A 15,077-nucleotide genomic window follows, 5' to 3' on the forward strand; every position below is an offset into this window, starting at 1 on the left:
CCGGGCCCTTGGCATGCCAGGAAAACGCCATCAAGCACGCGAACCGTATTCATCGAATGCTGACTATGGGCGAGCGTCCAAGTGAAAGACCGAGGTTAGCCTCGGTATGAGCTGTGGTGCGGCGTAGATTCGCCGGCTCGGCTGGCGGCTCGGTGATTGTCCGGCCAGGCGTCGTTCCTGACGCCGGTTATACGTCGGTGAGTTGCCAGAGGTGGACAGTGGTCCGGTCCTCGGTCACGGTGTACCAGGCGCCGGACCCGGCCGGCCGGGCCGGCCCGACGACCGCGATCGGGTAGCCGACCTCGCCCCGCAGGGTCAACTCGCGGGCGTCGACCACCCAGTGGCGGCCCGGGCCATGGGGCGCGTCGGATTCCGCGGTGCCTGCGACGATGGTTTCCGCATCGAGGAACGCCGCGTCGACATCCCAGTACACCCGGCCGCCCCGGGTGTTCAGCGGGTGCGCCGGCACCGCGTCCGCGGCGTCGAGTTCGCCCCGGGTGGCGCCGGTCCGGGCATCGCGCAGGGCCAGGGTCCACTGCCCGGCGTCGACGGTCAGGAGGTCCCCTCCGTCCGGGTGCACGTCGAGCAGGATCAGTTCGTCGTCCACCTGCTGAGCGGTCAGCTCCTGGCCGTCCCACCGTCCCCAGAGCACCGGGGAACCCTCTTCGCCCTCACCGATGCTCAGACCCATCCGGCTCGGGTCGGGTGGTGTCGTGTGGAAGGACATCGAGCCGGTGGTGTTCGTCTCCGCCCGGCCGAGGACTTCGCCGGTCCTGGCGTCCAGCACCACCCACAGCTCTGTCCACTCGTCCTCGTCCGCGATCGGGTCGCCGTCGAGCGGACCCGGGACGTGTGCCCAGACGAGCGAGCCGTCCGAGCTGAACGCCGCTGAACCGCCGTCGGCGTCAGCATGGTCGTCGTCGCAGTCCAGGTCGCCGGACCAGCAGCGATGCCGCAGCTCCCATCGGGTCGCGCCACCGGCATCCACCAGGCGCACCGCGTGAACGCCGGCGAACACCGCAGCGTCCTGTCCGGGTGACACCGTCGCCGCGCCGAACGTGCGAGGCCACGGAGCGGGGAAGCGGACCTCGGCCCCGGGCGCTTGCAGATCCAGGGTCACGAGCTCGGTGTCGCCACGCTGGACGAGCAGCCCGCGGCCGGGCCGGTGCAGCACACTCGGGGTATCGGCGGACCCAGGGCCGAGCGGTGCCGAAACGGTGGCGACAAGACGAGCGGGAATCGCCACTCGGTCCTCCTGATGCGCAAGGCGCAGCTTCGCTCGGGGCAAGGCATGCTTGATCGTGTGGTGGCGTCACAGTACCGAGCCACGGGTCCGGTGCCCTCGGGCCCACGGATGATCCGCGGTGAGCCAGCCGACCGGGGAAGGAGGCAGGCAGGATGCTCGACCGGACGGAGTCTTTGGTAACGCTGTTCGACACGTTCACCGGACCGGGCGCTCCGGGTGCCCAGCAGGTGGCGGAGGTGGTGGCCGATCTCGGATGGTGGGTCACCGGCCGCCGCGCCGGCAACTGGGAGGAGTGGGCCAACGGCGACTTCCGGGGATTCCGCGAGGCGTTCGGTCCGATCGACAGCTTCCAGGTGGTCACCGTTCTTCTGGAGCCCGAGGAGGGCGCCGACTTCGACGAGCTCTACCAGCGGTTCGAAGACGGATTCGATCAGCTGTCCGCCTGGGTCCAGGACCGCCTCGGCGAGCCCACCGTGATCTCGGAGTTCGACGACCCGCAGGTGCCGATCCCCGGCCAGTTCGACCGTGCCGACGTCTGGTCGGCGGAGCCCTGGTCCGTGATGGCCTCGTTCCAGCACGAGGACAAGGAAGCGCCGCTACGGCTGGCCCTCTGGTTCTTCCGGGAGAGCTGACGTCACGGAGGGAACGCGCAGCGGGCCCGGTGACAGCGACCTCTGATCGCTGTCACCGGGCCCGCGTTCGCGGAGCCCGCCGATCAGGCCTTGGCGAACTTCTGCGCCGCCGAACCGTTGCAGTCCCAGATCTGCAGCCGCGTGCCGTTCGCGGTACTGCCGTTCGGGGCGTCCAGGCAGCGGCCGGACTGCGGGTTGCTGATGCTGCCGTTGCTGTTGACCACCCAGGTCTGCGCGGCGTTGCTGGTGCAGTTGTGCAGCTGGAGCTGGGTGCCGTTGGTGGTGCCGCCGCCGACGATGTCCAGGCACATGCCGAGCGTGGTCAGCGACTGCCCGGTCCACGCCCAGTGCTGATCACGAGCGGTCAGCTGACAATCCCAGATCTGTACGACCGCCCCGTCCCCACCGTTGTCGTCCCCGGCCACGTCGGCGCACTTGCCGCCCGGGGTGGTGAGGTTGGTGGCGCCGCCGTTGTACGCGAACTTCTGTGCCGCGGACCCGTTGCAGTCCCAGATCTGCAGGCGCGCGCCGTTCGCGGTGCTGGCGTTCGGCGAGTCCACGCACCGGCCGGACTGCGGGTTGCGCAGCGAGCCGTCCGCCTGGGTGACCCACTGCTGGCCGCCCACACCGTTGCAGTCCCAGAGTTCGAGCTGGGTGCCGGCCGCGCTGCCGTTGCCGATCAGGTCGAGGCAGCGGCCCAGCGTCTGCAGGGTGCCGTTCTTCAGCGTCCAGTGCTGGTCCTTGGCGCCGGACTGGCAGTCCCACAGCTGCACCGCGGTGCCGTTCGCGCCGTTGTCGTCACCGGCCACGTCCACGCACTTGCCGCCGGGGCCGGTCACCGCGTACCCGGTGGTCGAACCGCCGCCACCGCCCCCGCCGCCACCGCCGACGAACGGCGAGAGGATCGCACCGGCCGAGGTCGGGTTGCTCGAGTAGACCAGTGACTCCTGGTTCTGCACGTCGTCGAAGGCGAACGCGTACGCCTTGCCGTCGGCCATGTTCGCGTGGATGATCCGCGCGTACTGGTTGGTGGGGTTGCTCTTGTAGAAGTCGGCCGCCGACCCGCCCGGCTGGGTGTCGATGGTCCCGAGTGTGCCCCGGTTCAGCGCCGCGCAGAGGGTACGCGCGATCGGCCCCACGACCAGGTCGTTCGGGGCGCCGAGATTGCCGTCACAGCCCCAGACGTTGGCGCTGGACGGCTTGTTGAACGACGCGACCTGCGCACCGGAGGTGTTGGTGAACACCATGGTGTTGCCGGAGGTGCGCCCGAAGTACTTGGTGTTCGGCTGATCCCCGAACGGCACCACGGTGAGCGTCTTGCTCGCGTAGGCGTTCCACGCCGAGTTGATGTACGAGTCGAGGTAGGTGCTGCTGAGCAACCCGGCGTCGGCGGACTTGCCCGGCGAGAGGACGCGCAGCACGGTCCCGTCCGCGCGGGTGACCACGGTGTTCGCCCAGCCGGACTGCGCCCGGATCTGGTCGATCACGTTCTGCCGGCCGTTCGCGACCACCGCGCCGGTGCTCTTGGTGCCGTCACTGCCCGAGACGGTGACCACGTGCGGGACGGCGAACATGTCCACCTGTGAGCTGTTCAGCCACAGCCCGGCGTCGTTGTAGGTGAACTCGCTCCAGTCGAACAGGATGTCGTGGTTCGGGTCGCCGGAGGCCCACGGCGCGGGCTGGACCAGGCCGTCCGGGGTGAGGAAGAACTTCAGCTTCGCGCCGAGCGACATGTAGAGCCGGCCGGAGAAGTTGCGCGGCAGCTGGACGGTGGTGTTGCCGCCGTTGCCCGGCCCGCCGATCGCGACGTCCGGCGCGGGGGAGGGCGGCAGCGAGCCGGCCGGCCAGGCGTTGAAGGTGCCGCCGGCGGTGACGTAGCCGAGCCGCCCGGTGGTGAGGTTGACGCCGATGACGTAGAGGTAGGTCGCGTCGCCGCGGCCGGTGCTGTTGGTGACCGTGAACGGCAGCAGGTTGGGTCCGACGGCCTCGGCGGCCGGCGCGGCGGCCACCGCGCCGATCGGTATCGCCGTCACGAGGGCGGCGAGTGCACTCAGCAGCCTTGATCGTGTGGACATGGGGGTCTCCCGGGGACGGTAGGAGGGTGCCCGTCGAGCAGTCGGGGGAGCGACAAGGGCGGTGCGCAGTCGGAGAGAGCGCTCTCTGAGGATTGACCAGCCAGTAACACTTGTCAATAAGTAACCCTTACAGTCCCCGCAGGCGCCCGGCTGGTGCTCACGGCGGTCTCAAGCCCCCCGATACGACCCCCAGCACCAGCCGGACACGCCGGGCTGGCCGTGGCGGCCGTTATGCGCCTGTTTTAAGGGCCGCCAGCACCAGCCGAACACGCCGGGCTGGCCGTGGCGGCCGTTATATGCCTGTTTTAAGGGCCGTCAGGACCAGCCGGACACCCCGAGCTGGTCCTGACGGCCCTTAAAGCCGGCCGCGCGGAAAAGCCGAACGGCGGCTCGCTGCGAGGCAGCGGCCGCCGTTCGGTGAAACGAAGATCAGATCGGACGGATGTTCTCCGCCTGCAGGCCCTTCTGGCCCTGGGTGACGTCGAACTCCACCTTCTGGTTCTCGTCGAGGCTGCGGAAGCCGCTCGACGCGATCGCGGAGAAGTGGGCGAAGACGTCAGCGCCGCCGTCGTCCTGCGTGATGAAACCGAAGCCCTTGTCGGCGTTGAACCACTTCACGACACCTGTAGCCATGTCTGCTCCCTCGCAGGGTGTTCGAGACCGCAATGTGCAGTCTCGGCCGCCGCATTGATCACCCCGCGCCGAAACGACACGAAAAACGAAAAGCGCCTGGTGGGTTCAGATAACCCGATCAGGCGCCGAAAGCGTTTACGGAAATCAAAACTGCAACGAGGGAACCGTAGCACAGAAAATCCGGCCCGGTGGCCCGTGTCGTGGAGGACGCGGGCCACCGGGAAAAGTCAGATCAAGACGGCGGCGAGGGCGCGGAACGCGTCGCCGGGGAAGGTGGCGCTGTCACCCCCGTTGAGCACCTGGATCGCCACCTCGTCGGCGCCGGCCCGGTAGTGCTTCTCGACGCCCGCGGCGACCTGCTCGGGCGTACCCCAGGGGATGGTTGCATCGACCAGGCGGTCGCTGCCGCCGGCGGCGAAGTCGTCGTCGGTCCAGCCGAAACGGCGCAGGTTGTTGGTGTAGTTCGGCAGTCCGAGATATCCGGTCGTGTACTGCCGGGCGGTGGCCCGCGCGGTCACCGGGTCCGCGTCGAGGACCACCGCGACCTCGGTGGCGAGCAGCCGGTCCGGTCCGAGCGCCGCACGGGCCTCCGCGGTGTGCTCGGCCGGAACGAAATAGGGGTGCGCCCCGGCGGACCGGTCCCGCGAGAGCTCCAGCATCCGCGGGCCGAGCGCGGCCAGAATCCGCCGTTCGGGTGCCAGCCCGGCCGCGTCGAGCGCGTCCAGATATGCCACCATCTTCGAATACGGCTTGCGGTAGGCGGTGTCGTCACCGTCGACCAGAACGGCGTGGCTGGCGCCGAGACCGAGCAGGAATCGGCCCGGGTGCGCCCGTTCCGCGTCCTGAGTGAACGTCGCCGCCTCGGCCGGCGTCGAGTGCCAGATGGACACGATCCCGGACGCGACGCCGATGCGCTCGGTGCCGTCCAGGATCTCGCGGAACCGCGCGGGAACGTCCGCACCGAAACCGGCCGAGAACCAGATCCGGGAATAGCCGAGCTCCTCCAGCTCGACCGCGGCGGCGACCACGGCCTCCACATTCTTGCCGCCGAGGAAGAACGGTTGCCAGACGCTGACGAGTCGTTGTGCCATAGGTCAACACTAGAGGCGCTTTTCCCGAACGGGTCCGGCGAACCCCGAAGATCAAGATCATGATGTCGTGCGTCCGCTGGGGTGCGGACCGTCGCTCCCGCCGGGACCCCTGCGGGCTTCGCAGGCCGCTGGCGCGTCCCGAACGCGAACCCCTCCGGGGCGACGTCCGCGGGTGGGCACGGTCAACCCCCGAAAACCGAGTGTGTGAAGTAACGGCGAGCTCCGCACCCGAACTTCACACACTCAGGGTTTGACGCCGCACCTTCACACGCTGTGGGTGAGGAGCTTGCGGAGGGCGTCGGGGACCTGGGCCAGCTCCTCGGTGGCGGGTGCGGTGACCGTGACCGGCTCGCCGAAGGCCGAGTAGCGGCTCACGCTGTCGTAGGCCGGGACCGTGCCGTACGCCGGCAGTTTGAGGGTCAGCGCGGTCAGGCGGCCCTCGCCGTCCACGGACGCCTCGAACGGGACCGCCGTCAGCACGTCGCCGGCCCGCTCCAACTGCTCGGCGGTCGCCGGCACCAGTCCTCGCGACGTCGCACCGGGCGCGGCGCTGAGGTCGATCGTGCCGGTGTAGGTGCCGTCGGCGGTGCGCTGCGCGCTGGTGGCCGCGGCGGTCAGGCCCTTCGCGCCGGTCGGGTCGAACGGGTCACCGAGGTGGACCAGCGACGCGGTGGCGAACTCCGCGGTGGAGAACGCGACGAACTTCTTGTCCAGCCCGGGCCAGGCCGACTTGCCGAGCATCAGGTAGGCCTGGTCGCCGAGGACCCGCACCTCCTCCTTGACCTTCTCGCCGTCCAGGTCGGTGGTCACCGTGAGGGTGAGCGCCCGCCCGGCCGGGTCGGTGCCGCCGGCCACGTCGACGTTCGGCACGCTCATCGTCACCCGCGCCGGGGCCGAGGCGGTCTTCGCCGCGGCGGCCCGTACCTGCGCGAGCGGGTCGGCGGGCGCCGGCTCGGCGGTCGTGCAGCCGGCCGCCGCCACGAGCAGGCCGCCGGCCAGCAGACCGATGAGCATTTTTGTCCGGACCACGCCACGTACCCCCGAGATCGATCGGCACCACTGCGGTGCGCGACGGCGATGGTAGCCCGGGGCGGGCTCATGGTCGTACCGAAAAAGGGGTCAGCCGGCCAGAGCGGCGACCAGGTCGCCGGCCTGCTCGCCGGTGGCCAGCAGCTGGACGTTGGCCGCCGCGGTGCCGCCGCCGACGGTGGCGAACCTCACTGCGGGACTGGTCCTCGCGATGTCGGACACCGCGGCCACCTGAGCGGCGCCGACGGCGATGACGACGCCGCAGCGCCCGTCGGCGAGCGAGGTCAGGTAGGTGCTCGCGTTGCCGGCGGTCTGCTCGCCGTTGACCGCGAGGTACTGCACCCGGACCAGGTGGGCCGTCCCGGCGGCGGACATCGCCGACCACACCGGAGCCGCCTGTGAGCTGCTGATCCCCTGCTGGTCGGTGAGGAGGCAGGCGGTCGCGTCGAGGTATTCGCGCTGCCGCGGCTCGGGGTGCGGCTGCAGTGCCCAGGCCGTCACCGCACCGGCGGCGACGACAACGGCGAGACCGCCGAACAGGAGTTGTCGGCGCGTGGGGCGCCATCCGACCTTGATGGACATCGCGGGAGCGTATGTGCTGCGAGCCCGCGGATCAAGATCTTGCATACGTCAATGACATGTGAGGATCGACCGTCGCGGGTCCTCGTGTCCCGGCCACTTTCTGGCGCTCGCTGCCGCGCATCAGCCGGCCCGGCCACATTGTTACGGGAAGCGACTCGTTCGGTTACGAGATTGTTTCCTGGGGTACCGGTTTCCGTTCTCCGGCTGTTCGCGGCATCGACGATCTTCGTAGGTTCAGCTCGCTCGGTGCCAAGAGTGCCGGGGGAGAGGAATCACTGCTGTGCAACCGTTCATGGATCATCCCCTCCAGCGGCTGGGGGCCGGCGTCGCCGTGCTGCTCGTCGCGATCGCCGGGGCCGGACTCGCGGCGTCACCCGCCGCCGCCGACCCGCTCGGTGACGGAAAATCGCCGGCCACGCCCACCCTCGCCGGCCGCTACGTGGTGCGACTCGCGGATGCGCCGCTCGCGTCGTACACCGGTGGGGTCAAGGGTTTGAAAGCGACCCGAGCGCCGCAAGGCGCGAAGCTCAGCCGGACCACCGCGGACGCCGGCGCCTATCGCGGTTATCTCGGTGAGCGGCGCGCGGCCGTGGCCAAGACGGCCCGGGTCAGCATCGGCCGCAGCCTGGACACCACCTTCAACGGTTTCACCGCGACCCTCACCACCGGGCAGGCCGCCACGCTGCGCAAGACTCCCGGTGTGGCCGCGGTCCTCGAGGACAAGCTGGTCACCGCGCAACTCGCGATGCCCGCCGACGAGCTCGGCCTGAGCGGGCGGGCCGGGGTGTGGCAGCAGGGCTTCGGCGGCGCCGCGCACGCCGGCGAGGGCACCGTGATCGGGGTGATCGACAGCGGGTACTGGCCGGAGAGCACCAGCTTCGCGCCGCTGCCCGAGCCGCGCCCGGACGCCGCGGCGATCGCGGCGAAGTTCAAGGGCGTCTGCGACTTCGGTCCCGACGAACCGGCCCTCTGCAACAACAAGGTGATCGGCGCCCGCTGGTACGACAACGACGCCCTCTCCACCCTGAACCCGGAAGAGTTCAGGTCCCCCCGCGACAGCAACGGCCACGGTACGCACACCGCCAGCACCGCAGCCGGTCTCAGTGGCGTGCACGCCACCGTGTCCGGCATGGACATGGGCCTGATCAGCGGCATGGCGCCCGGCGCGCGGCTCTCGATCTACAAGGCGCTCTGGTCGGACGGCGCCGGTGGCGCGGTCGGCAGCATGACCGACATCCTCGGCGCCATCGAGGACGCGGTCGCCGATGGTGTCGACGTGATCAACTACTCGGTCGGTGACGACAGCGAGGCGTGGAACCCGATCGACGAGGCGTTCCTGAACGCCGCCGCGGCCGGGGTCTTCGTGGCCGCCGCCGCGGGCAACGCCGGACCGGGCGCCGGTTCGGTCGACAACACCACCCCGTGGGTGACCACGGTGGCCGCCACCGAGCAGGACCACCGCTGGCTGCGCACGATCAAGCTGGGCAACGGGCGCAGCTACACCGGTGTCGGCATCGGCACCGCGAGCGGCACGGCCCCGCTGGTCGACAGCCGGGCCGCGTCGACCATCGAGGGCGACGACTACTGGGCGAGCATGTGCCTGCCCGGCACCCTGGACCCGGCCAAGGTCAAGGGCACGATCGTGCTCTGCGCACGCGGCGAGTCGGCCCGCGTCTCGAAGAGCCAGGTGGTCGCGGAGGCCGGTGGGGCCGGCATGGTGCTCTACCAGCCGGAGTGGGACGCGAACGCGCTGATGGCCGACCTGCACGCGGTGCCCACCGCGCACGTCGACGTGCCGACCGGTGCCGCGCTGATCACCTACGCGGCCACCGCCACGCCGACGGTCAAGCTTTCCGCCGGCACGTTCACCAAGGTCGAGGCGCCCGCCGTGGCCGGCTTCTCGTCGTCCGGGCCGTCCTCGCTCAGCGGCGGCGACCTGATCAAGCCGGACATCGCGGCGCCCGGCTCCGACGTGGTCGCCGCGGTCTCGCCGGCCGAGCACGACGGCGCGTTCACGATGATGTCCGGCACGTCGATGGCGGCACCGCACATCGCCGGGATCGCCGCGCTGGTCAAGGCGAAACACCCGGGCTGGGACCCGGCCGCGATCCGCTCCGCGCTGATGACCGGGTCGCGGGACAAGACCGATAAAGGCAACCCTCTGACGTACGTCGATCAGCAGGCGACGCCGCTCAACTACGGGTCGGGCGAGGTCGTACCCGCGACCGCGATCGACGCCGGACTGGTCTACGAGTCCACCCCCGCGCAGTGGGCCGGCTTCCTCTGCGGCGCGTACGCCGGCCGGGTGGACAACAACGACTGGGCGTACGCCCCGGACTGCACCGGCGTCACGGCGACGCCGCCCGCCGCGCTCAACTACCCGTCGATCGCCTTCGGCACCATGGTCGGCACCCGCTCGATCACGCGTACCGTCACCAACGTCGGCAAGCGCACCAGCACCTACGTCGCGAAGGTCGCCGCGCCGAAGGGCTACACGGTCACGGTCACCCCGGCGCGGTTCACCGTGAAGCCGGGCGCGTCGGTCACCTACAAGCTGACCGTCACCCACGCCGGCGGCGCGTTCGGCGTACCGGTCAGCGGCAACCTGACCTGGGCCGACAGTCAGGGCCACCGGGTGCGCAGCCCGATCCTGGTGAACAACACCCAGCTGGTCGCGCCGGAGAAGGTCACCGGCACCGGCACCAGCGGCGCACTGACCATCCCGGCGCAGACCGGCTGGCAGGGCCGGCTCGAGATCGAGAAGGCCGGGCTCACCGCGGGCGCCACCACCGGCTTCACCCTCACCGGCATGATCGGCAACGCCTGGGACGACCAGTACGCCACCATCCCGGACCCGCCGCCGCCGGCCATGACGGTCGCCAAGATCCACGTGCCGAAGGGCAGCCTCGGCCCGAACGTCCGGATCGACGCGCAGTACACCCGCTGCTTCTTCGACGACGACGAGGAGGGCGCCTGCGGCGACTTCTACGCCAAGATCTTCGACGCCGAGGGTGCGTTCGTCGACGCGCAGTTCATGCACCTGCCGCACACCGCGACGCTGCAGCTGCCCGACGGCGCGGGCGACTACACCCTGGTGGTGGAGCAGACCGACCTGTGGAACCTGCCGGCCGGGCAGAACAGCCAGCAGCTGAGCTACGCGGTGATCACCCCGGGCGCTCCCGGCGTGAACACCGGGACGTTCACGGTCAGCCCGTCCCGGCGCACGATCAAGGCCGGCGCCACCACCGACCTGACCGTGCGGTGGTCGGGTCTGCAGGCCGGCAAGCAGTACCACGGTGTCGTCGCCATCACCGACGGTAAGACAGTGATCCGGCGCATCCCGGTGACGATCACGGGTTGAGCCGAGTTGATCTGGGGGACACCGCCGGCCGCTATGGTTGCCGGCGGTGTCCTCGTTAGCCGCTTCACTCGCCCTGCCCAGCGCCACCGGGCCCTTCGTGGGCCGCGCGGAGTTGCTCACCGCGCTCCGTGCCGAGCTGGCGAAGCCGTACGCCCTGGTGGTCCTTACCGGCGAAGCCGGCGTCGGTAAGACACGTCTGGTCGCCGAGGTGCTGGCCGACTCCCCGGTGCCGGTGATCGTCGCGCACTGTGACGACCTGCGCGAACCCCAGCCGCTCGGGCCGCTGCTCGACGGGCTGCGGCTGACCCGCCCGCTGGTCGATGGGCCGCCGCTCGACCCGGACGCCGACCGCGCCCGGCTGCTCCGCGCGATGGCGACCCTGCTGCGAGACCGGGGCCCGCTCGTGGTCGCGCTCGAGGATCTCCAGATGGCCGACCCGGCGACCCGGGAACTCGTCGACCACCTGGCCGCGCACCCGGTACCCGGCCTGACCGTCCTGATCACCATGCGGGAGTCACCGTCCGCTCGCCCGTTGCCGGCCGCGGTCCGCCGGCTCCCGGTCACCCCGCTGGGTCGCGACGAGGTCGCTGCCCTCGCCACCGCACTGTTGATCCCTCTCGACACGGCCGCGGCCACCCACGACCGCTTCGTCACTCATCTGTACGAACGGACGGCCGGCATCCCGTTCCTCGTCGAGGAGGTGGTGCGCTCGCTGGTGACCGACGGTGACGTCGAGCAGTTCCGGCGCCACCCCGACGGCGCCGTGCCCGCCCTGCTGCGCGACGTGCTCCAGGGCCGGCTCAGCCACCTCGGCGACACCGTGCGGGAGATCCTCGGCGCGGCCGCGGCGATCGGCCCGGCCGCCGACCCGCACCCGATCGCCGTGGTGCTGGGCGCCGGCGAGCACACCGTGGCGGCCGCCCTGGCCCAGGCCCGCGACGCCGGACTGCTGCACGAGCGGGACGGCCGGCTGTGGTTCCGGCACACCCTGGCCCGGCAGGTGGTCTACGAGCTGGTGCCACCGGGCACCCGCCGGCTGCTGCACCTGCGGGCCGCGCGGCTGCTGGAGGAGCAGAAACCCCGCCCGGTGGCGCGGCTCGCCCATCACTACCGGCTGGCCGGGAGCCCGGCCGACCACGTACGCAACGCGGAGGCGGCGGCCGACCTCGCCGCGGCGCAACGCGACGACGCGACGGCGGCCCGGTTCCTGCTGGCGACCACGGTCTACCCGGATCTGCCCCGCCCGGTCCGGGTCCGGCTCGCGGTGAAGCTGGGCCGCTCGGCGATCGAGAGCGTCGCGCAGACCGACGCGATCCCGGTGCTGCGCCGGCTGCTCGCCGACCGCCGCCTGCCACCCGGCGCGCGCGGTGACCTCGGCCTGGCCCTCGGCCGGATGCTGCGCCAGCAGGGCGACGCCCGCGAGGGGTACGACGAGATCGAGCGGGCCGTGCCGTACCTGCGCCAGCACGACCGCCGGGCCCGCGCCCTCGCCGTGCTCTCCGCACCGGACACCGTGGTCGGCCGGCACGTGACCGCGCACCAGCGCCTCTGCGCCGAAGCGGCCGCCGAGGCCGCGCTCTCCGGCGACCCGTCGGCGCGGCTCGCCGTGCTGATCGCCCAGCTGTCGCTGGCGCTGGAGACCGGCGACCCGGACGCCGAGGCGGCCATCACGGCGGCGCTGGCCGACGGCACGTTCGCCGGCTACCCGCGCGAACGGGCCCGGGCCTGCCTCAACTGGGCGCAGGGCGCGCTGCACACCGACCGGACCGACGTCGCGGCCGGACTGCTGGACACCGGTCGCCGGCTGGTCGACGACGCCGACTACGAGCGCCTGCGCCCGGTGGTGGAACTGACCGCCTTCGGACTCGACCTGGCGGCCGGCCGGCACGACGGGCTGGCGGAGCGACTGCTGCACTTCCTGGCCCGGCCGTACCGGCTGCCGCTGGCCATGGCCGACGCCCGGCTCCACCTGGCCCGGCTGCGCCGCGACGAGGCCGGCCTGCGCGCGGTCGTCGCCGAGGCCACCCGCGTCGGCGCGGTCTGGCCGCTGGTGCCGGCCCGCACGGCCCTCGCCGACCTGCTGATCAGTTCCGGTCGTGCGGAGGAAGGGCGGGCGGAGGCGCGTGCCGCGCTGGACCTGGTGGCGGGCAAGGGTTTGCCGGCCTGGGGCACGGAGGCGACCCGGCTGCTCCAGCACTAGCGGGGATGTGCCGCTCCCGGCGGGCGGGCTCCGGTCAGCGGGTGTGTGCCGCTTCCGGCGGGCGGGCCCCGGTCAGCGGGTGTGTACCGCTTCCGGCGGACGGGCTCCGGTCAGCGGGTGTGTGCCGCGAGGATGGTCTGGCTGAGCGCGTAGAGGCGCGGGGCGACCGTGGCGGGATCGCCGAGGTAGCCGGTGACCAGGGCGCCGTCGCGGGCGATGATCAGCTCGTCGGCGACGGTCGCCGGATCGGGCAGGCCGAGGTGGCCGACGAGCTCCTCGAGCATGGCCTTCCACCACGCGCGGTGGGTGTCGACGACCTGGCGTACCGGATGGGCCGGATCGGCGAACTCGGCGGCCGCGTTGATGAACGGGCAGCCGCGGAACCCGGGGGAGCAGGCCTCGGCACCGATGCCCTCGGAGATCAGGCGCAGCGTGGCGTCGACGTCACCGGCGGCGTGGTCACGCGCGGCCAGGGTCCCCTCGCGCTCCCGCTCGGCCCGGCGCTCCAGATACGCCACGATCAGGTCGTCCTTGGTGCGGAAGTAGCGGTAGAACGTCACCTTGGTGATGCCGACCCGCTCGATGACCCGCTCCGCGCTGACCGCCCGCAGGCCCTGGGCATAGAACAACTCGGTCGCCGCGTCGAGGATGCGCTCACGCATCGGTGTCACTGTCGTGGTCATCGCGCTTCCATCGTACCCAATAGGGATCTTGATTGATCGGCTCGCGAGGCGCGCCCGGCGGCGGACCTGCCGCCGGGCGCCGCGGAGATCAGCGGGCGGCCTGCTCGATGATCTTGGTGACGGCGGACGGCTTGCTGACCATGACGGCGTGCGAGGCGGTGACCTCGGTGACCGTGGCCTTGGCCCGGACGGCCATGAAGCGCTGCAGGTCGGGGGCGATGGCCTGGTCGTTGCGGGTGATCAGCATCCAGGACGGGATCGTGGTGTAGGCCGCCGCAGCGCTGGGCTCGCCGAAGGCCGCCGCCGAGATCGGCCGCTGGGTGATCGCCATGTCGGCCGCGGTGGTCTTGTCCACGTCGGCCGCGAACGCCGCCCGGAACTGCGCCGGGTCGATGGTCAGGTCCACGCCGCCGGGGACCTCGGTCGGCACCACCGGGAGGGCCGGGACCGGGTGCGCGACGACCCGCTCGTTCAGCTCACCCAGCGTCTCACCCTTCGCCGGAACGTAGGCGCCGATGAAGACCAGCGACTTCACGTCCGGGTCGGTGACCGCCGCGTTGTTGATGACCGCACCACCGTACGAGTGACCGACGAGCACGATCGGCCCGTCGATGCCCTTGAGGAAGCTCGAGACGTACGCGGCGTCGCTGCTGATGCCGCGCAGCGGGTTGGCGATCGCCCGCACCGGATAGCCGTCCTTGCGCAGCTGCCGCACCACCGACGTCCAGCTGGACGAGTCGGCGAACGCACCGTGCACCAGCACGACCGTGGGCTTGGCCTTCTCGTGGGTCGTCGCCATCGCCGGGACGGCGGCGGCACCCAGCAGCGCCAGGGTGGCAGCACCGATGATCGCGCCACGGGGAGAGATACGGATACGCATGAGAGCGCCCTTTCAGCTGGCCGGTCGTCGGTAGACTTACTAGTACGTCTACCTGTGGTCAGAGAGTGCCCTGTCGATGCACCCGAGCGCAAGAAAGTGTGAGATCCGTTTCGTCAGCGGCCGAGCAGTGTGCTCAGGCGGCGCTCGGCGTAGGCGGTGGTCGAGGTGATGAACTCGGCGAAGCCGGGGTAGCGGTCGATCTCCTGGCCGTCGTTCCACCACAGCACCGTGCCCGCGCCGGTGAAGCCGTTGCGGATCAGCGCGTACACACTGGACATCCCCGGGCCCGCGGCCACCGGCACGATCTGGTCGAAGGAGACGCCGCTGTCCTCGAGGACGCCCTCGTCGTCGTAGATCTCCAGGGTCCGGAGGCCGATCTCCCAGGCGCCGGCGCCGCGCAACTCGGCGAGGCCGAACAGGTCGACGTCGTACTCGAATTCGGGCCAGCCGTCGGCGTGCAGCAGGAACTCGCGGTACCCGGCCGGCACCTGCTCGCCGATCTCCCGCTCGAAGCCGGCGACGTCCGCCTCGGATGCCCTGAGCCGGGGAATCGTGCACGGCTGAAGGCGCTCCGGGTCAGCGGCATCGACCTCCGCCCGCACCTGGACGAGCCTGCCGATCAGTACCGGCCAATCAGTTGGTGCCATCCGGATGCGACCTCGCAA

The 15,077-nt window shown here is 71.2% G+C and carries 12 protein-coding genes; 3 read left to right on the plus strand and 9 right to left on the minus strand.

The genetic code is table 11. The features are described from left to right. Positions 1 to 187: 187 nt before the first annotated feature. On the minus strand, positions 188 to 1,246 hold the full coding sequence (locus ADL15_RS28660) for a hypothetical protein (protein ID WP_157441659.1): 1,059 nt from the start codon (positions 1,244 to 1,246) through the stop codon (positions 188 to 190). A gap of 152 nt (positions 1,247 to 1,398) precedes the next feature. Here ADL15_RS28660 and ADL15_RS28665 point away from each other — a divergent pair, with 152 nt between their 5' ends. Further along, positions 1,399 to 1,878, plus strand: a complete 480-nt coding sequence (locus ADL15_RS28665) for a hypothetical protein (RefSeq protein ID WP_067697686.1) — start codon at positions 1,399 to 1,401, stop codon at positions 1,876 to 1,878. 83 nt (positions 1,879 to 1,961) lie between these two features. On the opposite strand, the gene ADL15_RS28670 is transcribed toward ADL15_RS28665, so the two are convergent. The 5 genes from ADL15_RS28670 to ADL15_RS28690 all read right to left on the minus strand — a co-directional run bounded on the left by ADL15_RS28670 (position 1,962) and on the right by ADL15_RS28690 (position 7,288). Next, positions 1,962 to 3,953, minus strand: a complete 1,992-nt coding sequence (locus ADL15_RS28670) for a beta-1,3-glucanase family protein (RefSeq protein WP_067697688.1) — start codon at positions 3,951 to 3,953, stop codon at positions 1,962 to 1,964. A 429-nt stretch (positions 3,954 to 4,382) separates the two neighbouring features. Then, the gene (locus tag ADL15_RS28675; protein ID WP_067697690.1) at positions 4,383 to 4,586 is read right to left on the minus strand and encodes a cold-shock protein; all 204 of its coding nucleotides are present in this window, start codon (positions 4,584 to 4,586) and stop codon (positions 4,383 to 4,385) included. A gap of 227 nt (positions 4,587 to 4,813) precedes the next feature. After that, entirely contained in the window at positions 4,814 to 5,677 is an 864-nt protein-coding gene (locus tag ADL15_RS28680) for a TIGR03620 family F420-dependent LLM class oxidoreductase (protein WP_067697692.1), read from the minus strand. Positions 5,678 to 5,941: 264 nt separating this feature from the next. Further along, positions 5,942 to 6,706, minus strand: a complete 765-nt coding sequence (locus tag ADL15_RS28685; RefSeq protein ID WP_232344415.1) for a hypothetical protein — start codon at positions 6,704 to 6,706, stop codon at positions 5,942 to 5,944. Between the two features lie 90 nt (positions 6,707 to 6,796). Then, positions 6,797 to 7,288, minus strand: coding sequence for a hypothetical protein (locus tag ADL15_RS28690; RefSeq protein ID WP_083971856.1), 492 nt, complete (start codon positions 7,286 to 7,288; stop codon positions 6,797 to 6,799). A gap of 292 nt (positions 7,289 to 7,580) precedes the next feature. On the opposite strand from ADL15_RS28690, the gene ADL15_RS28695 reads away from it, so the two are divergent. Beyond that, positions 7,581 to 10,649, plus strand: a complete 3,069-nt coding sequence (locus ADL15_RS28695; protein WP_157441660.1) for a S8 family serine peptidase — start codon at positions 7,581 to 7,583, stop codon at positions 10,647 to 10,649. Between the two features lie 46 nt (positions 10,650 to 10,695). Next, entirely contained in the window at positions 10,696 to 12,849 is a 2,154-nt protein-coding gene (locus tag ADL15_RS28700) for an AAA family ATPase (RefSeq protein WP_198171060.1), read from the plus strand. A gap of 110 nt (positions 12,850 to 12,959) precedes the next feature. Here ADL15_RS28700 and ADL15_RS28705 read toward each other — a convergent pair whose 3' ends face one another. The 3 genes from ADL15_RS28705 to ADL15_RS28715 form a co-directional block, all read right to left on the minus strand. Further along, a complete protein-coding gene (locus tag ADL15_RS28705; protein ID WP_232344417.1) occupies positions 12,960 to 13,511 on the minus strand; it encodes a TetR/AcrR family transcriptional regulator in 552 nt (183 codons plus the stop codon). Between the two features lie 109 nt (positions 13,512 to 13,620). Beyond that, positions 13,621 to 14,412, minus strand: coding sequence for an alpha/beta fold hydrolase (locus ADL15_RS28710; RefSeq protein ID WP_067697700.1), 792 nt, complete (start codon positions 14,410 to 14,412; stop codon positions 13,621 to 13,623). A 113-nt stretch (positions 14,413 to 14,525) separates the two neighbouring features. Beyond that, the gene (locus ADL15_RS28715; protein WP_157441661.1) at positions 14,526 to 15,059 is read right to left on the minus strand and encodes an SMI1/KNR4 family protein; all 534 of its coding nucleotides are present in this window, start codon (positions 15,057 to 15,059) and stop codon (positions 14,526 to 14,528) included. Positions 15,060 to 15,077: the final 18 nt, after the last annotated feature.

Origin of the sequence: Actinoplanes awajinensis subsp. mycoplanecinus (assembly GCF_001509495.1) — a bacterium.
Taxonomy (GTDB): domain Bacteria; phylum Actinomycetota; class Actinomycetes; order Mycobacteriales; family Micromonosporaceae; genus Actinoplanes; species Actinoplanes palleronii.